Annotated in this window: 19 protein-coding genes; 9 read left to right on the top strand and 10 right to left on the bottom strand. The window is 71.2% G+C overall.

Annotation, left to right across the window (positions count from 1 at the left end; translation table 11 throughout):
• The first annotated feature begins 25 nt into the window (after positions 1-25).
• The 3 genes from ACZ470_RS11275 to ACZ470_RS11265 all read left to right on the top strand — a co-directional run bounded on the left by ACZ470_RS11275 (position 26) and on the right by ACZ470_RS11265 (position 3,618).
• Complete coding sequence (locus ACZ470_RS11275; RefSeq protein ID WP_468426620.1) at positions 26-1,852, top strand: acyl-CoA dehydrogenase; 1,827 nt, start codon at positions 26-28, stop codon at positions 1,850-1,852.
• A gap of 118 nt (positions 1,853-1,970) precedes the next feature.
• Positions 1,971-3,269: a M18 family aminopeptidase gene (locus tag ACZ470_RS11270; protein WP_468426619.1), complete on the top strand. Its 1,299-nt coding sequence runs from the start codon at positions 1,971-1,973 to the stop codon at positions 3,267-3,269.
• A gap of 91 nt (positions 3,270-3,360) precedes the next feature.
• The gene (locus ACZ470_RS11265) at positions 3,361-3,618 is read left to right on the top strand and encodes a DUF6458 family protein (RefSeq protein WP_468426618.1); all 258 of its coding nucleotides are present in this window, start codon (positions 3,361-3,363) and stop codon (positions 3,616-3,618) included.
• Positions 3,619-3,701: 83 nt separating this feature from the next.
• Here ACZ470_RS11265 and ACZ470_RS11260 read toward each other — a convergent pair whose 3' ends face one another.
• Entirely contained in the window at positions 3,702-4,094 is a 393-nt protein-coding gene (locus tag ACZ470_RS11260) for a cupin domain-containing protein (protein ID WP_468426617.1), read from the bottom strand.
• A 51-nt stretch (positions 4,095-4,145) separates the two neighbouring features.
• On the opposite strand from ACZ470_RS11260, the gene ACZ470_RS11255 reads away from it, so the two are divergent.
• A complete protein-coding gene (locus ACZ470_RS11255; RefSeq protein WP_468426616.1) occupies positions 4,146-5,150 on the top strand; it encodes a GlxA family transcriptional regulator in 1,005 nt (334 codons plus the stop codon).
• Positions 5,147-5,644 carry an LURP-one-related/scramblase family protein gene (locus tag ACZ470_RS11250; protein WP_468426615.1) on the top strand — a complete coding sequence of 166 codons (498 nt, stop codon included), beginning with the start codon at positions 5,147-5,149 and terminating at the stop codon, positions 5,642-5,644. Before ACZ470_RS11255 ends, ACZ470_RS11250 begins: the two co-directional genes overlap by 4 nt.
• Here the strand turns inward: ACZ470_RS11250 and ACZ470_RS11245 are convergent.
• Entirely contained in the window at positions 5,641-6,441 is an 801-nt protein-coding gene (locus ACZ470_RS11245; RefSeq protein WP_468426614.1) for a carbon-nitrogen family hydrolase, read from the bottom strand. The two genes, ACZ470_RS11250 and ACZ470_RS11245, sit on opposite strands and share 4 nt — an antisense overlap.
• A gap of 182 nt (positions 6,442-6,623) precedes the next feature.
• On the opposite strand from ACZ470_RS11245, the gene ACZ470_RS11240 reads away from it, so the two are divergent.
• Complete coding sequence (locus ACZ470_RS11240) at positions 6,624-7,448, top strand: maleylpyruvate isomerase family mycothiol-dependent enzyme (protein WP_468426613.1); 825 nt, start codon at positions 6,624-6,626, stop codon at positions 7,446-7,448.
• A gap of 183 nt (positions 7,449-7,631) precedes the next feature.
• Here ACZ470_RS11240 and ACZ470_RS11235 read toward each other — a convergent pair whose 3' ends face one another.
• Together ACZ470_RS11235 and ACZ470_RS11230 are read right to left on the bottom strand one after the other, a co-directional pair.
• Positions 7,632-8,924, bottom strand: a complete 1,293-nt coding sequence (locus ACZ470_RS11235; RefSeq protein WP_468426612.1) for an MFS transporter — start codon at positions 8,922-8,924, stop codon at positions 7,632-7,634.
• Positions 8,921-9,574 carry a GntR family transcriptional regulator gene (locus ACZ470_RS11230; protein WP_468426611.1) on the bottom strand — a complete coding sequence of 218 codons (654 nt, stop codon included), beginning with the start codon at positions 9,572-9,574 and terminating at the stop codon, positions 8,921-8,923. Before ACZ470_RS11230 ends, ACZ470_RS11235 begins: the two co-directional genes overlap by 4 nt.
• Positions 9,575-9,822: 248 nt before the next feature.
• Between ACZ470_RS11230 and ACZ470_RS11225 the strand changes: the two genes are divergently transcribed.
• Entirely contained in the window at positions 9,823-10,671 is an 849-nt protein-coding gene (locus ACZ470_RS11225) for a D-alanyl-D-alanine carboxypeptidase family protein (RefSeq protein WP_468426896.1), read from the top strand.
• A gap of 57 nt (positions 10,672-10,728) precedes the next feature.
• Here the strand turns inward: ACZ470_RS11225 and ACZ470_RS11220 are convergent, their stop codons facing one another.
• The 4 genes from ACZ470_RS11220 to ACZ470_RS11205 all read right to left on the bottom strand — a co-directional run bounded on the left by ACZ470_RS11220 (position 10,729) and on the right by ACZ470_RS11205 (position 16,298).
• Positions 10,729-12,105 (bottom strand): dihydrolipoamide acetyltransferase family protein, encoded by a 1,377-nt coding sequence (locus ACZ470_RS11220; protein ID WP_468426610.1) that lies wholly within the window; start codon positions 12,103-12,105, stop codon positions 10,729-10,731.
• Between the two features lie 10 nt (positions 12,106-12,115).
• Complete coding sequence (locus ACZ470_RS11215) at positions 12,116-13,108, bottom strand: alpha-ketoacid dehydrogenase subunit beta (protein ID WP_468426609.1); 993 nt, start codon at positions 13,106-13,108, stop codon at positions 12,116-12,118.
• 1 nt (position 13,109) lies between these two features.
• Positions 13,110-14,312 (bottom strand): pyruvate dehydrogenase (acetyl-transferring) E1 component subunit alpha, encoded by a 1,203-nt coding sequence (gene pdhA, locus ACZ470_RS11210; RefSeq protein ID WP_468426608.1) that lies wholly within the window; start codon positions 14,310-14,312, stop codon positions 13,110-13,112.
• A 387-nt stretch (positions 14,313-14,699) separates the two neighbouring features.
• Positions 14,700-16,298, bottom strand: a complete 1,599-nt coding sequence (locus ACZ470_RS11205) for a protein kinase domain-containing protein (protein WP_468426607.1) — start codon at positions 16,296-16,298, stop codon at positions 14,700-14,702.
• A gap of 345 nt (positions 16,299-16,643) precedes the next feature.
• Here ACZ470_RS11205 and ACZ470_RS11200 point away from each other — a divergent pair, with 345 nt between their 5' ends.
• A complete protein-coding gene (locus tag ACZ470_RS11200) occupies positions 16,644-18,287 on the top strand; it encodes a protein kinase domain-containing protein (protein ID WP_468426606.1) in 1,644 nt (547 codons plus the stop codon).
• A gap of 105 nt (positions 18,288-18,392) precedes the next feature.
• Here ACZ470_RS11200 and ACZ470_RS11195 read toward each other — a convergent pair whose 3' ends face one another.
• Positions 18,393-18,932, bottom strand: coding sequence for a bacterial proteasome activator family protein (locus ACZ470_RS11195; RefSeq protein ID WP_468426605.1), 540 nt, complete (start codon positions 18,930-18,932; stop codon positions 18,393-18,395).
• Positions 18,933-19,121: 189 nt separating this feature from the next.
• Between ACZ470_RS11195 and ACZ470_RS11190 the strand changes: the two genes are divergently transcribed.
• Complete coding sequence (locus ACZ470_RS11190) at positions 19,122-19,739, top strand: hypothetical protein (protein ID WP_468426603.1); 618 nt, start codon at positions 19,122-19,124, stop codon at positions 19,737-19,739.
• A gap of 238 nt (positions 19,740-19,977) precedes the next feature.
• Here ACZ470_RS11190 and ACZ470_RS11185 read toward each other — a convergent pair whose 3' ends face one another.
• Complete coding sequence (locus tag ACZ470_RS11185) at positions 19,978-21,141, bottom strand: XdhC family protein (RefSeq protein WP_468426601.1); 1,164 nt, start codon at positions 21,139-21,141, stop codon at positions 19,978-19,980.
• Positions 21,142-21,145 lie beyond the last annotated feature (4 nt).

The raw sequence follows: 21,145 nt of genomic DNA, 5'->3' as shown, positions 1-21,145 counted from the left end.
ATACCTCTCTAACGGAGCCGTCGCCATGGGGCACTACAAGTCGAATCTCCGCGACATCGAGTTCAACCTCTTCGAAGTACTCGGGCGCGACAAGCTGTACGGCACGGGTCCGTTCGAGGAGATGGACGTCGACACCGCGAAGAGCATCCTCGACGAGCTGACCCGGCTCGCGGAGAACGAGCTGGCCGAGTCCTTCACCGACGCCGACCGCAACCCGCCGGTCTTCGACCCGGAGACCAACACCGCGCCGGTCCCGGCGTCCTTCAAGAAGAGCTACCAGGCCTTCATGGACTCCGAGTACTGGCGCCTGGGCCTGCCCGAGGGCATCGGCGGCACGACGGCTCCCCCGTCGCTGATCTGGGCGTACGCCGAGCTGATCCTGGGCGCCAACCCGGCCGTGTGGATGTACTCCTCCGGGCCGGCCTTCGCCGGGATCCTGCACGACGAGGGCAACGAGGAGCAGAAGAGGATCGCGCGGATCGCCGTCGAGAAGCAGTGGGGCTCGACCATGGTCCTCACCGAGCCGGACGCCGGCTCGGACGTGGGCGCCGGCCGCACCAAGGCCGTGCAGCAGGAGGACGGCTCCTGGCACATCGAGGGCGTGAAGCGGTTCATCACGTCCGGTGAGCACGACATGTCGGAGAACATCCTCCACTACGTGCTGGCCCGCCCCGAGGGCGCCGGCCCCGGCACCAAGGGCCTGTCCCTCTTCCTCGTCCCGAAGTACCTCTTCGACTTCGAGACCGGCGAGCTGGGCGAGCGCAACGGCGTCTACGCCACCAACGTCGAGCACAAGATGGGCCTGAAGGCCTCCAACACCTGCGAGATGACCTTCGGCGACCAGCACCCCGCCAAGGGCTGGCTGATCGGCGACAAGCACGACGGCATCCGCCAGATGTTCCGCATCATCGAGTTCGCCCGCATGATGGTCGGCACGAAGGCGATCTCCACGCTGTCGACGGGCTACCTCAACGCGCTGGAGTACGCCAAGGAGCGCGTCCAGGGCCCCGACCTGGCGAACTTCATGGACAAGACCGCGCCCAAGGTCACCATCACCCACCACCCCGACGTGCGCCGCTCGCTGATGACGCAGAAGGCGTACGCGGAGGGCATGCGCGCGCTGGTGCTGTACACGGCGTCGGTGCAGGACACGATCGCGGTGAAGGAGGCGGCGGGCGAGGACGCGAAGGCCGAGCACGCCCTCAACGACCTCCTCCTGCCGATCGTGAAGGGCTACGGCTCCGAGAAGGGCTACGAGCAGCTCGCGCAGTCGCTCCAGACCTTCGGCGGCTCCGGCTTCCTCCAGGAGTACCCGATCGAGCAGTACATCCGGGACTCCAAGATCGACACCCTGTACGAGGGCACGACCGCGATCCAGGGCCAGGACTTCTTCTTCCGGAAGATCGTCCGCAACCAGGGCGCGGCGCTGAACTCGCTCGCCGAGGACATCAAGAAGTTCCTGGCGCTCGGCGAGGGCGGCGAGGAGCTGGCCGGCGCCCGCGAGCACCTGGCCAAGGCGGCCGTCGAGCTGGAGGCCATCGTCGGCCTGATGCTCACCGACCTCGCGGCCACCGAGCAGGACGTCAAGAACATCTACAAGGTGGGCCTGAACACCACCCGCCTGCTGATGGCCTCCGGTGACGTGATCGTCGGCCACCTGCTCCTCAAGGGCGCCGCGATCGCCGCCGAGAAGCTCCCGACGGCCTCCGCCAAGGACAAGGCCTTCTACACCGGCAAGATCGCCGCGGCGAAGTTCTTCGCGGCCAACGTGCTGCCCGGCGTCACCCTGGCCCGCAAGGTCGCCGAGGGCGTCGAGCTGGACCTGATGGAACTGGACGAGGCGGCGTTCTGACCCTTCCGGGACCTCGCTGTACGTAACCGGTACAGAACGCCACGAGACCCGGCCGGACCCCCGCGAGGGCCCGCTCCCGCACAGGGAGGCGGGCCCTCGCGCTCGTTAAGGTGAACCCATGAGCGCACCCTCCCGCTTCGATCGCGGCCACACCGAAGACCTGATGTCCTTCCTGGCGGCGAGCCCCACGCCGTACCACGCCGTGGCGAACGCCGCCGAGCGGCTGGAGAAGGCCGGCTTCCGGCAGGTCGCGGAGACGGACGCCTGGGACGGGTCGTCGGGCGGCAAGTACGTGCTGCGCGGCGGCGCGATCGTCGCCTGGTACGTCCCCGAGGGCGCGGACCGGCACACCCCCTTCCGTATCGTCGGCGCCCACACCGACTCCCCCAACCTGCGCGTGAAGCCCCGCCCGGACAGCGGGGCGCACGGCTGGCGCCAGGTGGCCGTGGAGATCTACGGCGGACCGCTGCTCAACTCCTGGCTCGACCGCGACCTGGGCCTGGCCGGCCGGCTCTCCCTGCGGGACGGCTCCACCCGTCTGGTCAACGTCGACCGGCCGCTGCTGCGGGTCCCCCAGCTCGCCATCCACCTGGACCGCGCGGTCAACTCCGACGGCCTCAAGCTCGACAAGCAGCGGCACATGCAGCCGGTCTGGGGCCTGGGCGACGAGATCCGCGACGGCGACCTGATCGCCTTCCTGGAGGAGACCGCCGGTCTCCCCGCCGGGGAGGTCACCGGCTGGGACCTGATGACGCACTCCGTCGAGCCGCCCGCCTACCTGGGCCGCGACCGCGAGCTGGTGGCCGGTCCGCGCATGGACAACCTGCTCTCCGTGCACGCCGGTACGGCCGCGCTCGCCGCCGCGGCGGGCCGGGGCTCCGGCCTCTCCCACATCCCCGTCCTCGCCGCCTTCGACCACGAGGAGAACGGCTCCCAGTCCGACACGGGCGCGGACGGCCCGCTGCTCGGCGGCGTCCTGGAGCGTTCGGTGTTCGCGCGCGGAGGGTCGTACGAGGACCGGGCCCGCGCGTTCGCCGGCACCGTCTGCCTCTCCTCCGACACCGGCCACGCCGTCCATCCCAACTACGCGGAGCGGCACGACCCGACGCACCACCCGCGCGTCGACGGCGGCCCCATCCTCAAGGTCAACGTCAACAACCGCTACGCCACGGACGGTTCCGGCCGGGCGGTCTTCGCGGCGGCCTGCGAGAAGGCGGACGTCCCCTTCCAGTCCTTCGTCTCCAACAACGCGATGCCGTGCGGCACCACCATCGGCCCGATCACCGCGGCCCGGCACGGCATCCGGACCGTCGACATCGGCGTGGCCATCCTGTCGATGCACAGCGCCCGCGAACTCTGCGGCGCGAAGGACCCGTTCCTGCTGGCGAACGCCCTCACGGCATTCCTTGAGGACTAGTCAGGAGCCGTGCGCCGAGGGCGCATGAGTGAGTGCGGCCCGCCCGGGTACCCGGCTCCGACCGGAACCACCGGACAGGGAGGCGACACTCATGGGCCTCGGCGGATGCATCATCCTCATCGCCGCGGGAGCAATCCTCACGTTCGCGACCGACTGGGACATGCAGGGAGTCAACCTGGACCTGGTCGGCATCATCTTCATGATCGTCGGTCTGATCGGCGTCGCGGTCTTCAGCAGCATCGCCCGGCGCAGGCGGGTCGTGGTACCCCCCGCCACCCCGGTCGTCGACGACACCACCCGCCCGCACCACCACACCCGCGACGGCTACAGCGACGGGTACGGGGTGTAGGGCCACCAGGGCCCGCACCCCGGGCCGTCCGACCTGGGAAGGCCGGGAGGTACTGGTTCGGCGGAGCAAGCCCGCGTCGCCGGTCAGCCGAGCGCGTGGCCCGTCGTCGCGTCCACATGGTCCGGCACCTCGTCGTGCCGGTCGCCGACGGTCAGGGTGCCGGTCGGTTCTAGGACCAGGATGGCCGTGGGGACGGGCGCGTACGGCTTGTGCTCGGTGCCGCGGGGGACCGTGAACACGGAGCCCTTCGGGAGGACGACCGTGCGCTCTCCGGACGGCTCGCGCAGGGCGATGTGCAGTTCGCCGTCGAGGACGAGGAAGAACTCGTCGGTGTGGTCGTGCGCGTGCCAGACGTGCTCGCCCTCCACCTTGGCGACGCGTACGTCGTAGTCGTTGACGGCGGTGACGATGCGGGGGCTCCACTGCTCCGTGAAGGAGGCGAGGGCCCGGTCGAGGGAGATGGGTTCCTGTGCCATGCCGTCAGCGTCGGTGATGCGCCGACCCCGTGCCAGTGCTAGAAATCGCGCATGCCGCAAGGATCCTCTCAGCCCTCGCGCACCCACCGCGTAGCCGTGATCGTCGACGAGGGCACCAACCCGTTCGAGCTCGGGGTGGCCACCGAGCTGTTCGGGCTGCCCCGGCCCGAACTGGGAATGCCGTGCGCGCCGTACCGGGTGGCCCTGTGCACCCCCACGCCCGAAGTGCCCATGAACCACCGGTTCTTCACCATGACCGGCGTGGCGGGGCTGGACGCCGTGGACGAGGCGGACACCCTCGTCGTGCCCGGTCGGCCGGACAACGTCGTACCGCGCGGGGAGGCGGTCCTCGACGCGATCCGGCGCACCCACGCGCGGGGCGCCCGTGTCGTCAGCTTCTGCACCGGCACCTTCGCCCTCGCCGAGGCGGGCCTGCTCGACGGGCGCCCCGCCACGACGCACTGGATGTGGGTGGACTCCTTCCGGGAGCTGCATCCGAAGGTGCTGCTGGAGCCGGACGTGCTGTTCGTGGACGACGGGGACGTCCTCACCGCCGCGGGCAGCTCCGCCGCGCTCGACCTGGGACTGCACCTGTGGCGCCGGGACCACGGGGCCGAGGTCGCCAACGCGGTCTCCCGGCGCCTGGTGTTCGCCGCGCACCGGGACGGCGGGCAGCGGCAGTTCGTGGAGCGTCCGGTCCCTCCCGTGCCGGACGAGTCGCTGGGCCCGCTGCTGGCCTGGACGCAGGAGCACCTGGACCAGCCGCTGACGGTGGCGGGCCTCGCGTCCCGCGCGGCGGTGAGCCCGGCCACCCTGCACCGGCGGTTCCGCGCGCAGCTCGGCACGACACCGCTCGCGTGGCTGACCGGTGAGCGCGTGGCGCTGGCGTGCCGGCTCATCGAGCGGGGGGAGCAGCGGCTGGACGTGGTGGCCGCGCGCAGCGGTCTGGGGACGGCGGCGAACCTGCGGGTGCTGCTGCGGCGCGAGACGGGACTCAGCCCGTCGGCCTACCGGCGGCGTTTCGGAACGCGAGGCGGGGAAGCCCTGGACGCATGAGATTTCTTGTGCGGGAGCGGATCCTCGGGATCGGGGACGACTACTGGATCGAGGACGACCATGGGAACAAGGTCTTCCTCGTCGACGGCAAGGCGATGCGGCTGCGGGACACCTTCGAACTGAAGGACACCGGGGGGCGGGTGCTCGTCCACATCCGGCAGAAGATGTTCGCCCTGCGGGACACGATGGTGATCGAGCGGGGCGGGGAGGCGCTCGCGACCGTCCGGCGGAAGCGGCTGTCGCTGCTGCGCAACCACTACCGGGTGGCCCTGGCGGACGGCAGCACGGAGCTGGACGTCAGCGGCCGGATCCTGGACCGCGAGTTCGCCGTCGAGTACGACGGTGAGCTGCTCGCCGTCGTCTCACGGCGGTGGCTGCACGTCCGGGACACGTACGGCGTCGACGTCGTACGGGAGGACGCGGACCCGGCGCTGCTGATCGCGGTGGCGGTGTGTGTGATCCACCTGGCGGAGAAGGAGCGGGAGGGCGACTAGGGAGTGCGGCCGGGGGGTGCCAGGCCCAGGACGCGGTCCTTGAGGGCCGGGAAGCGGTCGCGGGTGGCCGCCACCGTGGTCGGGTCGAAGTCGACCGTCAGGACCTGTTCGTCGGGGCCCGCCTCCGCCAGGACCTCGCCCCAGGGATCCACCACGATCGAGTGACCCGCCTGCGGAACTCCGGCGTGCGTCCCGGCCGTTCCACACGCGAGGACGAACGACTGGTTCTCCACCGCCCGCGCCTGAGCCAGCAGCGTCCAGTGGGACCGGCGGCGCTCCGGCCAGCCCGCCGGGACGACGAGGGTCTCGGCGCCGGCGTCGACGAGACCGCGGAAGAGTTCGGGGAAACGGAGGTCGTAGCAGGTCGCCACACCGAGGACGGTGTGCGGCAGACGGACCGTCACGAGTTCGTCGCCCGCTCCCATCAGCACGGCCTCGCCCTTGTCGAAGCCGAAGCGGTGGATCTTGCGGTAGGCGGCGGCCAGGTCACCGGAGGGGGAGAAGATGAGCGAGGTGTTGTAGAGGGGGCCGTCCGGGGCGCGCTCCGGGACGGAGCCCGCGTGCAGCCACACGCCCGCGTCGCTCGCCGCCTTGGCCATCGCTTCGTACGTCGGCCCTTCGAGTGGTTCCGCCTCGCCGGCGAACTCCTCGTACGCGAACGCTCCCGTGGTCCACAGCTCCGGCAGCACGACGAGATCGGCTCCGGCCTGATCCCGTACCAGCCCGGCGACGCGACGCCGACGCGATTCGACCGATTCGCCCTCGTTCACGGCGACTTGGAGCAAGGAAGCGCGCACACTACCACCGTCCTGGCATTCGACCCGCGCTCACGGGCCTACGATCGTCACACGAAAGCACTGCCGGGGTGCCTCACAGCAGCGTAACTTAGCGACCCGAGACACCCACCTGGTGCAGCCATCGCCCACTGGCACCGCCGCCACCACCTGCCCGTGTACCGACCGCCGAGGGGTCCCGTTCCGTGAGTCTGCATCCCACCCTCCAGCCCTACGCCGACGCCTGGTCCCACTCCGTCGAGGCGATATCCGAGCTGGTGCAGCATCTCCCGGAGGCCGACTGGAACCGGCGGACGCCCTGCCCGGGATGGTCGGTCCGTGACGTGGTCTCGCATGTCATCGGGCTGGACTCGGAGATGTACGGCGACCCCCGCCCCATCCACACGCTGCCGCGCGACCTGTTCCACGTCACCAACGACCACCAGCGTTACATGGAGATGCAGGTCGACGTGCGCCGCCACCACACGGCGCCGGAGATGACCTCCGAGCTGGAGCTCATGATCATCCGCCGCAACCGCCAGCTGCGGAACGAGACGCGCGAACCGGGAACCACGGTACGGGGCCCGCTCGGCACGGAACTCACGCTGGAGGAGTCGATGCGCCGGCACGCCTTCGCCGTGTGGGCGCACGAGCAGGACCTGCGCGCCGCCCTCGGCCGCCCCGGCAACCTCGACTCCCCGGGCGCGCACATCGCGCGGGACGTGCTGCTCGCCGAGCTGCCGCGCGTGGTCGCCGAGGACGCGCAGGCGCCGCGCAGCTCGGCCGTGGTCATCGACGTCCACGGGCCGGTGGAGTTCCTGCGCACGATCCGCGTCGACATCCAGGGCCGCGGCACCCTGGAAACGGCCCCGGCCCTCGGCCCGGCCGCCACCCTCACCCTCGACTGGGAAACCTATGTCCGCCTGGCCTGCGGCCGGGTGACACCGGAGTCGGTGGCGGACAGGGTGAAGACGGAGGGCGACCTGGACCTGGCGACAGCGATCCTCCGCCACTTCGCGGTGACGCCATAACCGCGCCCCGCGTATCCGCGGGCAATCGTGCCGCGGGGCGGCACGGGTGGGCGCGACGGCACCCCGCCCGGCCGCCCAGCTGCGGGCAGTCGTGCCGCTGGGGCGGCACGGGTGGGCGCAGGCGGGACCCCGGCAAGCGCCGCGCAGCGCGCCCCACCCCCGCCCAGCCCACACACCCCGCAGCTACACGGGCACGTGCACCGAAGTCACCCGACTCGCAACCAACCGCTCCCGCTCCGCCCGCGCCGCCCGCTTCCGCAACCGCAAGATCTGGGTGACACCCAGAACCTGAAGCACGAACACCGACGAGAACGCGACGCCATAGTCGTCCCCGGTCGCGTCCAGCAGCACCCCGACCGCGAACAGCGTCGTCATGGAGGCGACGAAGCCCCCCATGTTCGTGATCCCGGACGCCGTCCCCTGCCGCTCCGGCGGATTCGCCGGCCGCGCGAAGTCGAACCCGATCATCGACGCCGGCCCGCACGCCCCCAGCACCGCGCACAGCACCACCAGCAGCCACATCGGCGCCGTATCCGCCGGATAGGCCAGGGTCACGGCCCACAGCAGCGCCGTCGCCCCCACCGTCCCCAGCGCCAGCGGCAGCCGCGCCGCGTGGTGCCGGGCGATGATCTGGCCGTAGACGAGCCCGACGAGCATGTTGGACAGCACGACGAGCGTCAGCAGCTCACCGGCGGTCGCGCGGGACAGCCCCTGTGCCTCGACCAGGAACGGCATGCCCCACAGCAGCAGGAACACCATCGCCGGGAACTGGGTGGTGAAGTGCACCCACAGCCCGAGCCGCGTCCCCGGCTCCCGCCAGGAGGCGGCGATCTGACGGCGTACATAGGCGGCGCCCTGGTGCGGGACGGGCTCCGGTTCGTACCCCTCGGGGTGGTCCTTGAGGAACATCACCAGCAGCACGAAGGCCACGACCCCCGCGAGCGCGCTGCCCGCGAACGCCGGCGTCCAGCCGATACCGTGCAGCAGCCTGGACAGCACCAGCGTGGAGACGAGGTTGCCCGCCATGCCGACCAGCCCCGCCATCTGCGCCACCAGCGGCCCGCGCCGGGCCGGGAACCACCGGGTGCCCAGCCGCAGCACGCTGATGAACGTCATCGCGTCACCGCAGCCGAGCAGCGCCCGCGAGGCGAGCGCCATGCCGTACGACGGTGAGAGCGCGAAGCCCAGTTGCCCGGCCGTGAACAGCACGACGCCGATGCCCAGCACCCTCTTGGTACCGAGCCGGTCGACCAGCAGCCCCACGGGTATCTGCATGCCCGCGTAGACCAGCAGCTGGAGGATGGAGAAGGTGGCCAGGGCGGAGGCGTTGACGTGGAAGCGGTCGGCGGCGTCGAGGCCGGCCACACCCAGCGACGTACGGAAGATGACGGCGACGAAGTAGACGGAGACACCGATCCCCCACACGAGGAGGGCGCGTCGTCCGCCGGGAGGGTCCCCGGGCAGCGTGCCGCTCATCGCACCTCACCCCGGGCCAGGTGGGAGAACCAGCCGACATGCCGGTGGACGACCTCGACGGCCGCCTCCGCGTCGCCGGAGCGCAGCGCTTCGAGGATCTCCCCGTGCTCGGCGAGGGTCTTGGCGATGCGGTCGGGGTGGGAGTGCATCACGGCCACACCCATCCGCAGCTGACGGTCGCGGAGCTGGTCGTAGAGGCGGGAGAGGATCTCGTTGCCGCCGCTGCGGACGATCTCGGCGTGGAAGCAGCGGTCGGTGACGGAGGCCGCGGCGAAGTCCCCGGCGGCGGCCTGCTCCCGCTGCCGGTCGAGCAGCTCCTGGAGACGCTCGATGAGCACAGGCGGCGCGGGTACGGCCTTCCTGGCGGCGTGCTCCTCGACGAGCAGCCGGGTCTCGACGACGTCGGCGATCTCCTGCGCGGAGACCGGCAGTACGAGGGCGCCCTTCTTCGGGTAGAGCTTGATCAGCCCTTCGACCTCGAGCCGGAGCAGCGCCTCGCGCACCGGGGTCCGCGAGACCCCGGTGGCCTCGGCCAGCTCACCCTCGGTGAGCAGCGTCCCTCCCTCGTAGCGGCGGTCCAGCACGCCCTGCTTGACGTGGGTGTAGACGCGGTCGGCGGCGGGGGGTTGCTTCACGGAGGCCAGGCTCATGCGGACAGGATAGATACAACACGTACGCGTGGAAGATTCCGTCCACGATGCGGACCCGGGAGTCCCGGAAAAGTTGCCCCATCTCCCGCACAACCATCCATTCCGCGTACGAGTCAGTCATGTGCGGCCCCTTTACGCGCGGCCGCGCCTCAACTGGCCGCACGGTAGGGCCATTCCAGGTAATCGGGGTATTCGACTTGAAGATCGACATTCAGGGCATCCGGCTCCGCAGAGCCGTCGGCGTCGCCATGACCACCGGCGCCGTGCTCGCCTCCGGGGCGCTCCACGCGGCGCCCGCGCAGGCCGCCGCCGCACCGTCCATCGTCGCCAAGGGCGGCTATGTGATGAACAACGCGAACGGCAAGTCGCTGTACACGAAGTCGGCGGACACTCGCAGATCGACCGGCTCCACCACGAAGATCATGACCGCGAAGGTCGTGCTGGCGCAGAAGAATCTGAACCTGGACGCCAAGGTCACGATCCAGATGGCGTACAGCGACTACATCGTGAAGAACAACGCCTCGTCGGCGCGGCTGATCGTCGGTGACAAGGTCACCGTGCGCCAGCTGCTCTACGGGCTGATGCTGCCGTCCGGCTGCGACGCGGCGTACGCGCTCGCGGACAAGTTCGGCTCGGGCAGCACGCGCTCGGCGCGGGTGAAGTCGTTCATCGGCAAGATGAACGCCGAGGCGAAGAAGCTGGGCCTGAAGAACACCCACTTCGACTCGTTCGACGGCATCGGGAACGGCAAGAACTACTCGACGCCCCGCGATCTGACGAAGATCGCGAGCAGCGCGATGAAGAACTCCACGTTCCGCTCGATCGTGAAGACGAAGAAGTACACGGCGAAGACCAGGACCAAGACGGGCAGCACCCGCACGATGGCGCCGTGGACCAACACGAACACGCTGCTCAGCAACTACAGCGGCGCGATCGGCGTGAAGACCGGCTCGGGCCCGGAGGCCAAGTACTGCCTGGTCTTCGCCGCGACGAGGAACGGCAAGACCGTCATCGGCACGGTCCTCGCGTCGTCCTCCGCCACCCAGCGCGAGACGGACGCGAAGAAGCTGCTGGGCTACGGCTTCGGCAAGATCTGACGGTACGAAACGACGGGGCCCCCACCAAGGGGTGGGGGCCGCCGCCGTGTCACACGGTCACGCCCAGGTGATCAGCCGCTTCGGCTGTTCCATGATCGCCGCCACGTCGGCCAGGACCTTCGAGCCCAGTTCGCCGTCGACCAGGCGGTGGTCGAAGGAGAGGGCCAGGGTGGTGACCTGGCGGGGCTTCACCTTGCCCTTGTGGACCCACGGCTGGGGCTTGATCGCCCCGACCGCGAGGATCGCGGACTCACCGGGGTTGAGGATCGGGGTGCCCGTGTCGACGCCGAAGACGCCGACGTTGGTGATCGTCACCGTGCCCGCCTGCATCGCGGCCGGCGAGGTCCTGCCCTCGCGGGCCGTGGACACCAGCTCGCCCAGCGACTCGGCCAGCTGCGGCAGCGTCTTGGCGTGGGCGTCCTTGATGTTCGGGACGATCAGACCCCGCGGGGTGGCCGCCGCGATGCCCAGGTTGACGTAGTGCTTGACCACGATCTCCTGGGCCGCCTCGTCCCACGACGCGTTGATGTCGGGGTTGCGCTTGATCGCGACCAGCAGGGCCTTGGCGATCAGCAGGAGGGGGTTCACGCGCAGGCCCGTGAACTCCTTGTCCTGCTTGAGCTCCTCGACCAGTTTGAGCGTGCGGGTCACGTCGACCGTCACGAACTCCGTGACATGCGGTGCCGTGAACGCCGAGCCGACCATCGCCGCCGCCGTGGCCTTGCGGACCCCCTTGACCGGGATGCGCGTCTCGCGGGTGGTGTCGTACGACACCGGGGCGGGAGCGGCCACCGCCGCCGGGGCCTCCGGGGCGGCCTCCGCCGGAGCGGCCACCGCCGCGTGGACGTCCTCACGGGTGATGATGCCGTCCGGGCCGGTCGGGGTGACCGTCGCCAGGTCGACGCCCAGGTCCTTCGCCAGCTTGCGCACCGGGGGCTTGGCCAGCGGGCGTTCCCGGGGAACGGCGGGGGCGCCGTGCCCGTTCAGCTCCTGCTGGACGGCAGCCGCCGCCTGCTCGGCCGCGGCGTCCGGGGTCGCCGTCCTGCGGGGGCGGCGGCGCGTCGAGGACGTCGACACGCCGTAGCCGACCAGGACGGGCTGGCGGGCCGCCGGCTTCTCCTCGGCTTCCTCGGCGGGGGCCGGGGCAGGTGCCTCCGGCTCGGCCGCCGCGCCGCCCGACACGTCCACCGCGATGATCGACGTGCCCACGTCGACCGTGGTGCCCTCGGGGAAGTGCAGTTCGCGGACCACGCCGTCGTAGGGGATGGGCAGTTCGACGGCCGCCTTCGCCGTCTCGACCTCGCAGACCACCTGGCCGTCGGTGACCGTGTCACCCGGCTGGACGTACCACTTGAGGATCTCGGCCTCGGTGAGGCCCTCGCCCACGTCCGGCATCTTGAACTCGCGTACGGACGCGTTCGTCATCGTCGTCACGACCCTCTCCTCAGTACGCCAGCGAGCGGTCGACGGCATCGAGCACCCGGTCCAGGTCCGGGAGGTAGGACTCCTCCAGCCGGGCCGGCGGGTACGGGGCGTGGTAGCCGCCCACCCGCAGCACCGGGGCCTCCAGGTGGTAGAAGCAGCGCTCCGTGATCCGCGCGGCGATCTCCGCGCCGGACCCGAAGAACACCGGTGCCTCGTGGACGACGACCAGCCGGCGGGTCTTCTCCACCGACGCCTGGATGGAGTCGAAGTCGATCGGGGAGACCGAGCGCAGGTCGAGGACCTCCAGGGAGCGGCCCTCCTCTGCGGCCGCGTCCGCGGCCTCCTGGCAGAGCTTCACCATCGGGCCGTACGCCGCGAGCGTCAGGTCCGTGCCCTCGCGCACCACGCGCGCGGTGTGCAGCGGGCCCGGGATCGCCTCGGTGTCGACCTCGCCCTTGTCCCAGTAGCGCCGCTTGGGCTCGAAGAAGATCACCGGGTCGTCGCTCTGGATGGCCTGCTGCATCATCCAGTACGCGTCCGACGCGTTCGACGGCGACACGATCTTCAGGCCCGCCACATGCGCGAACAGCGCCTCCGGGGACTCGGAGTGGTGCTCCACCGCGCCGATGCCGCCGCCGTAGGGGATGCGCACGACGACGGGCATCTTGACCTTGCCCAGCGCACGGGCGTGCATCTTCGCGAGCTGCGTGACGATCTGGTCGTAGGCCGGGAAGACGAATCCGTCGAACTGGATCTCCACCACCGGGCGGTAGCCGCGCAGGGCCAGGCCGATCGCCGTGCCGACGATGCCCGACTCGGCGAGCGGGGTGTCGATGACACGGCTCTCGCCGAAGTCCTTCTGAAGGCCGTCCGTCACCCGGAACACGCCGCCGAGCTTGCCGACGTCCTCGCCCATGACGACGACCTTCGGGTCCGTGTCCAGGGCACGCCGCAGCGACTCGTTGATCGCCTTGGCCAGGGCCATGTTCTTGGAAGTCACGGTCTCCGCCATCTCACTTACCCCCGTCCGCGTCCGCGAACGAGGCCTGGTAGGCGGCGAACTGCGCCCGCTCCTCGTCCACGAGCGCGTGTCCGTCCGCGTACACGTTCTCGAAGATGGCGAAGTGGTCCGGGTCCGGCATGGCGCGGACCGCTTCGCGCACTCGTTTGCCCAACGCCTCGCTCTCGGCCTCCAGTTCCGCGAAGAATCCCTCGTCCGCGTGGTTTGCGGACTCCAGATGGCGGCGAAGACGCAGGATCGGGTCCTTGGCCTCCCAGGCCAGCCGCTCCTCGTCACCCCGGTAGCGGGTCGGGTCGTCGGAGGTGGTGTGCGCGCCCATGCGGTACGTGAACGCCTCGACCAGCGTCGGGCCCTCACCGGCGCGGGCCCGCTCCAGGGCCCACTTGGTGACGGCCAGGTTCGCCAGCACGTCGTTGCCGTCCACGCGGACGCCCGGGAAGCCGAAGCCCTGTGCGCGCTGGTACAGCGGCACGCGGGACTGCTTCTCGGTCGGCTCGGAGATCGCCCACTGGTTGTTCTGGCAGAAGAACACCACCGGGGCGTTGTAGACCGCGGAGAAGGTGAAGGCCTCGGCCACGTCGCCCTGGCTGGACGCGCCGTCGCCGAAGTAGGCGATGACCGCGCTGTCCGCGCCGTCCTTGGTGATGCCCATCGCGTAGCCCGTGGCGTGCAGGGTCTGCGAGCCGATGACGATCGTGTACAGGTGGAAGTTGTTGCCGTTCGGGTCCCAGCCGCCGTTGTTCACGCCGCGGAACATGCCGAGCAGATTGGTCGGGTCCACCCCGCGACACCAGGCGACGCCGTGCTCGCGGTAGGTGGGGAAGACGTAGTCGTCGTCGCGCAGCGCCCGGCCGGAGCCGATCTGCGCCGCCTCCTGGCCGAGCAGCGAAGCCCACAGGCCCAGCTCGCCCTGGCGCTGGAGGGAGGTGGCCTCGGCGTCGAAGCGACGGGTCAGCACCATGTCGCGGTACAGACCGCGCAGGTCCTCGGCGGTGATGTCGGCGACGTACTTGTCGAACTCGGCGTTCTTGACGCGCTTGCCCTCGGGCGTCAGCAGCTGGACGAGGGCGGGCTCGGCGCTCTTCCCGGCGCCGGTGGCCTTCTTGGTGCTGGTGGTGCGCTTGGTGCCGGTGGTGCCGGCCTTGCTTCCGGCGCTGCGTCGCGGTGTGCGCGCGGCAGTGCTCTCCACGGTCACGTGTGCTCCTCCGTCGGTCCGGCCCCCGGGGTTGCCGGTAGGCCAGTGCGGCTCACCTGTTTCTCGACCACCGGGCACGGGGTGGGTGCCACTCGACCGGGAACAGGCGTGACAGGTGCCCCGGCGAGCGCCCTGCAACAGGCACGTTACCCAGAGCCCCACATTTCTGTGAAACCCCATCTGACCTGCGATTTTGCTTGGATTTCCAAGTAAATCGGGGAAGGTCCCGAAGGCGCGCTGGTCACAGCCTTGCAGGAGGCCGGAGCAACGGCACGTTATCCCGGCCACCCCGGGCACGGGAAGAGCCGAGTTTCGTGACCGGGGGTGGTGGGCCGAGTGGAGTAACCGGGGGTACGACGCGATGCGGGGGCGGCGGGCCACCACGCTTCAGTCGCCGGTCACGCCTTCGATGCTGCCCTCCGTGCCACCGTTGTCCCCGCCGTCGCTGCCACCCGTGGGCGGTGTCACGGGCGGCGACGCGGGCGGCTCCTCCGTCTCAGTGTCCGTGGGCTCCGACGACGTCGGGTCGTCCGTCGGGTCGCCCGTCGGGTCCTGCGTCTCCGTGTGCGTCGGCGTCTCGGACGGTGTGTACGTCTGGTCCCAGTTGCCGCCGGTGCCGGTGCCCGGGTCGGTCTCGGTGTCGGTGCCCGGGTCGGTCGTCTCCTCGGTCGCCTCGTCGCTCGGGCTCTCGCTGGCCTTCTCGTCCTCGGTGGTCTGCGAGGTGGTCGGCGACGTGTCGGGGTTGCCTCCGCCGCCGCCCCCGCCGCCGTTGTTCAGCGCCAGCGCGACGCCCGCCGCGACGGCGATCACGGCGAGGACCGCGAGGATCCACAGCTTGCCGCGTCCGCTGCCCTTGTTGCCGTGGCCCTCGAAGCCGCCGTCGTCCCCGCCGTATCCGCCGCCGTACCCGGCGGGCAGGATCGGCTGGGGGATCGCGGCCGTGCCGGAGACGTCCGGGTGCGGCATCGCGGTCGTGCCCGCGAAGCCGGCCGCCGGGGTGCGGGGGCCCTCGTGCATGTCCACCGGGCCGGTGTTCCAGGTACCGGTGTGACCGCCGTGGTCGTAGAGCATCTGGAGCGCGTACTGGACCAGCCCGCGCATCTCCTCGGCGGTCTGGAAACGGTCGTCGGGCTCCTTGGCGAGGGAGCGCATGACCAGGCCGTCCAGCTCCGGCGGGGAGGCGTCCGAGGCCTCCGACGGGGGCGTGGGGATGTCCTGGACGTGCTGGTACACCACCGACAGCGGCGTCTCACCGGTGAAGGGGGGACGCAGCGCCAGCAGCTCGTACATCAGGCAGCCGGTCGCGTACAGGTCGGACCGGTGGTCGACGGCCTTGCCGAGCGCCTGCTCCGGGGAGAGGTACTGAGGGGTGCCCATGACCATGCCGGTCTGGGTCATCGTCGTGGACGCGCCGTGCAGCGCGCGGGCGATGCCGAAGTCCATCACCTTCACGGCGCCGTTGTGCGTGATGATGACGTTGGCCGGCTTGATGTCGCGGTGCACGATGCCGTGCTGGTGCGAGTAGGCGAGCGCCTCCAGGACACCGGAGACGATGATCAGCGCCTGCTCGGGGCCCGGGGCCTCGGCGTTCATCAGCAGGTCGCGGATGGTGCGGCCCTCGACCAGCTCCATCACGATGTACGGCACCGACTGGCCGCCGACGACGTCCTCACCGGAGTCGTACACGGCGACGATGGCGTGGTGGTTGAGGCCGGCCACGGACTGGGCCTCGCGCGTGAAGCGCGCCTTGGAGACCGGGTCCTCGGCGAGGTCGGCGCGCAGCAGCTTGACGGCGACCGTGCGGCCGAGGCGTACGTCCTCGGCGGCGAAGACCTCGGCCATGCCGCCCCGGCCGAGCCTGTGGGTCAACCGGTACCGGCCGTCGCCGACAAGCCCGCCGTTGCCCCAGTTGTCCGGCGCGTCCGAGATGCCGCCGCCAGTCGCCTCGGGGTCGGACGGGCCCTGAGCGCGCTGCTGCTGTGCCATCAGTCCTCGCCGTCGTTTCTGCCCGCGGTGCGCGCGGTGTTGTTACGGTCTCCGTCGGCCACGCTACAGCCTCCGCGTGTGCCTCCGGTCCGGGACGGGCCCCCTGGACCGGCACGAGACGGACCGGCCATGAAACCCGTACTCCGTACTGTCGTGCAAATTCCGTGTACCGGTAGTACGACCGCTGTAACGCTTCCGCGACGCTTCTTTCGCGTACGGTCACGGAACGGGCACCGCGCTTGACGTGTCAGTGCCCTGGGGCAGACTTGGCCGGGAATAGCACATGGGATCTACGACGATCGGTCACCGACGGCGGCGCCGGAGAGGCTACGGGGGAAGCGGAACATGAGCCAGGACGGCGCACAGGGCCGGGGCGCGGGGCGGGCACTCGCCGGCGGGCGGTACCAACTGCGGGACCTGCTCGGCCAGGGCGGCATGGCCTCGGTGCACCTCGCCTACGACAGCGTGCTCGACCGCCAGGTCGCCATCAAGACGTTGCACACGGAACTCGGCCGGGAGCAGGCGTTCCGTGAGCGCTTCCGCCGCGAGGCCCAGTCCGTGGCGAAGCTCACGCACACCAACATCGTGTCGGTCTTCGACACCGGCGAGGACGACGTCGACGGGATGACGACGCCGTACATCGTCATGGAGTACGTGGAGGGCCGCCCGCTCGGCTCCGTGCTCGACGAGGACGTACGGCAGCAGGGCGCGATGCCCGCCGACAAGGCGCTGAAGATCACCGCGGACGTGCTGGCGGCGCTGGAGATCAGCCACGAGATGGGGCTGGTCCACCGCGACATCAAGCCGGGCAACGTGATGATGACCAAGCGCGGCGTGGTCAAGGTGATGGACTTCGGCATCGCCCGCGCCATGCAGTCCGGTGTGACGTCGATGACGCAGACCGGCATGGTCGTCGGCACCCCGCAGTACCTCTCCCCGGAGCAGGCGCTCGGCCGGGGCGTGGACGCCCGCTCGGACCTGTACTCGGTCGGCATCATGCTGTTCCAGCTGGTCACCGGGCGGCTGCCGTTCGACGCGGACTCGCCGCTGGCCATCGCGTACGCGCATGTGCAGGAGGAGCCGCCGACGGCGTCCTCGATCAACCGTTCGCTGCCGCCCGCGGTGGACGCGCTGATCGCCCGTGCGCTGAAGAAGAATCCGAACGAGCGTTTCCCCAGCGCGGAGGCCATGCGCGGGGAGTGCCTGCGGGTGGCGCAGTCCTTCCAGGCGGCCCCGCCGAGCATCGTCCCCGGCTCGCAGGCGCAGAGCGGCGCGGGCGTCGGTTCCGCGGTGTTCCCGCCGGTCGGCCAGGGGACCCCGGCGCCCACGGGCAACGTCCAGACGCCGTACCAGCCGACGCCGGCTCCGAACCCGTACGGCACTCCGGCGCCGTCGTCCGCGTACGGATATCCGCAGCAGGGCGGCTACCAGACGCCCGGTCCCTCGGCGTACGCGCCGCAGCAGGGGCCGTCGACCCCGCCGCCGTACAACATCACGCCCCAGGGCTCCGGCTCGGGCGGCTCGGGCCGGGGCGGCCGGAACAAGCCGGTGATCATCGGGTCGGTCGTCGTCTCCCTCGTCGCCGTCGGCGCCCTGATCACGGCGCTGATGATGAACGGCGGCGACGAGGACCCGCAGGGCGGCGGGGGCGGCAGCGCCTCCCCGTCGGCCTCGGCGACCAAGGCCGCGGGCTACCGCGGGCCGGACACGTCGAAGAAGATCGACAAGGAGGAGTGCACCGAGCCTCAGGAGTCGTACAACGACCCCGAGAAGATCCGGCTGCCGAACTTCAAGTTCAAGTACATCGGCTCGGTAAAGGAGTGCCTCCAGGCCGCCGGCTGGGGCGACTTCAAGATCGTCAAGGTGGACGAGAACACCTACGGCGACGGCTCGATCCGGGAGCAGTTCCCGCCGGCGGGCACGGACGTCGACCCCGAGGACATGCCCGAGATCACGCTGAAGGTCTCGACGGGCAACCCCCCGTCCTGATCCTCGTCCCGATCCCGGCCGCACGCGGCACGACGAAGGGGCCCGGCATCGCGGATGCCGGGCCCCTTCGGTTCGTTCGGGCGGGAGGGTGGACGGACAGGCTGTCTACAGGTACGGGCCGCCCGAGCGGCCGCCCATGTGGGGGTCCTCCTGACCGTCGCCGGCGCCCGGCGGGAGGGCGCGGCGCATCTGCTCCAGCTGGGCGCGGGCGGCCATCTGCTGGGCGAAGAGCGTGGTCTGGATGCCGTGGAACAGGCCCTCCAGCCAGCCGACCAGCTGGGCCTGCGCGATCCGCAGTTCGGCATCGCTGGGGGTGGCCTCGTCCGTGAAGGGCAGGGAGAGCCGCTCCAGCTCCTCCACCAGCTCCGGGGCCAGACCGTCCTCCAGTTCCTTCACCGAACTGGCGTGGATCTCCTTGAGCCGGGCCCGGCTGGCCTCGTCGAGGGGAGCCGCGCGCACCTCCTCCAGCAGCTGCTTGATCATGCTGCCGATCCGCATGACCTTCGCCGGCTGCTCCACCTGCTCCGTCACCGGTGTCTCGCGGGAGTCCTCGTCCCCGGTGCCGCCGCCGAGTGCCATGCCGTCCTGGCCGACGACCAGGATCTGCGGATTCTCCGGCGACCGTTCGTTCCTCGGCATCTCCATGCCGCCATTGTCGCGCACACCCGTGGTCCCCTTCGGCGGTGCCCCCGGAAGTGGCCGACGTGGACGGGTCCACCCGACGGGTGTATCCGACATGCCGGGAGTGTGACGCAATGCGAGGCTGTTGGCGTCCATCCGGCCCATCTTGCCGACGGTGCGACCGAGCACCGGACGGCGCGGGAGGTCACGGTCGTGACTTCATGGCTGCGTGCAGTGGGGGCGACGGTTGTTCTGGTGGCGGGGGCGGCGGTGATGCCGTACGGCCCTGTCGCGCCGCCCTTCGGTACGGGGGTGGCGTACGGCGCGGCGGGGGTCGGCGCCGATCCGTCGTCCCGGTCCCCCTCCCCCTCGTCCTCCCCTTCTTCCTCTTCCTCCTCCTCGCCGTCGCCGCACACCGGGGAGCCGTCGCGGGCCGGGAGCCGACCGGGTGAGGGCCGGGACCGGCCGGGGCGGCACGAGAGGGAGCGTGAGCGGGACGACAGGGGTGACCTGCCGCACCGGCCGGGGCACACCGGCGCCGGTGACCGGCCCGGACGGCCGGACGCCGACGCCCGGCACGACATGCCGCGCCCGGGTGACGAGGGGGCCGTGTCCCGGCCACCCGGCGGGAACGACACCGCGCCCCGGACACCGGCGTCCCAGGCGGCCGTCCCGGTACCCTCCGCGACCTCGCGGGCGGCGGCACCGGACACGGCCGCGAGCACCGAGCCCGTCCTGCGCATCCTGCCCCTCGGCAGCGGCCTGGTCCTCATCGGCCTGGGCTTCGGCCTGGCCTTCGTCGCCCTACGCATGCGCCAAACCCCGAGCTGACCGCACGTACTCCAGCCCCGGGCGCGCCCAATCAGCCCGTCCGGCGTTTGAGGACAAGGCCCGTCCAGGGCCGAACAGGGGTCCAAGGCGCGGAGCCCTTCAAGCGTCCTCGGGGCAGACAGCCCGTCCGGCGCTTGAGGACAAGGCCCGTCCAGGGCCGAACAGGGGTCCAAGGCGCGGAGCCCTTCAAGCGCCCTCGGGGCAGACAGCCCGTCCGGCGTTTGAGGACGAGGCCCGTTCAGGGCCGAACGGGGGTCCGGGGGGCGGAGCCCCCTGGAGTGCGGTGGATGGGGTCCCGCGTTCGAGACAGCGCCGTACCCGTGCCGCCGTGGCGCACGGAGACGATCTCCGCCGCGATGGACAGCGCCGTCTCCTCAGGCGTCCGCGCGCCCAGATCGAGGCCGATCGGCGAGCACAGCCGGGCGAGGCCGCCCTCGGGCACGCCCGCCTCACGCAGCCGGGCCACCCGGTCCCGATGCGTGCGCCGCGAGCCCATCGCACCGACGTAGCCGACCGGCAGCCGCAGCGCCAGCTCCAGCAGCGGTACGTCGAACTTCGCGTCGTGGGTCAGGACGCACAGCGCCGTGCGCGCGTCGACGCGGCCGGCCCGCGCCTCGGCGTCCAGATAGCGGTGCGGCCACTCCGTGACGATCTCGTGGGCCCCCGGGAAACGCTCCGCCGTGGTGAAGACGGGGCGGGCGTCGCACACGGTGACGTGGAAGCCCAGGAACCGGCCGGCCCGCACCAGCGCGGCGGCGAAGTCGACGGCGCCGAAGACGAGCAGCCGCGGTGGCGCCGCCGCCGACTCCACGAACAACGTGACCGGCTCTCCGCACACCCCGCCCTCCGTGCCGACGACCACTGCGGCCGTACGCCCCTGCGCGAGCAGCGCCGCCGCCTCGCCCGCCGCGGTGGCGTCCAGGGCGGCGGTACCGCCCAGGGTGCCGTCGTACGTCCCGTCGGGCCGGACCGCGAGGGCGCCGCGGCCGAGGAGTTCGCCGGGCCCGTCGGAGACTCTCGCGAGGGCGACGGGCCGCCCGCCGGCCACGGCGTCCACGGCGGCGGCGAGGGCCGGGCGCGCGGCGTGTCCGCGCGGCACCGGCACGACCAGGACGTCGAGCACGCCACCGCAGGTGAGCCCCACGGCGAAGGCGTCGTCGTCGCTGTAGCCGAAGCGGTGGCGCACCGCCCCGCCGCTCTCCATGGCGTCCAGGCACAGTTCGTACACCGCGCCCTCGACGCAGCCGCCCGAGACGCTGCCGAGCGCCGTGCCCGTGTCGTCCACGGCCAGCGCCGCGCCGGGGAGTCTGGGGGCGCTGCCGGTCACCGAGACGACCGTGGCGAGGGCGAAGTCCCGCCCGTCCGCGCACCATTCACGCAGCTCGGCTGCTATGTCCAGCATGGCT

Source organism: Streptomyces sp. NPDC031111 (assembly GCF_055570675.1).
This window is presented reverse-complemented; position numbering and strand designations above follow the sequence as displayed.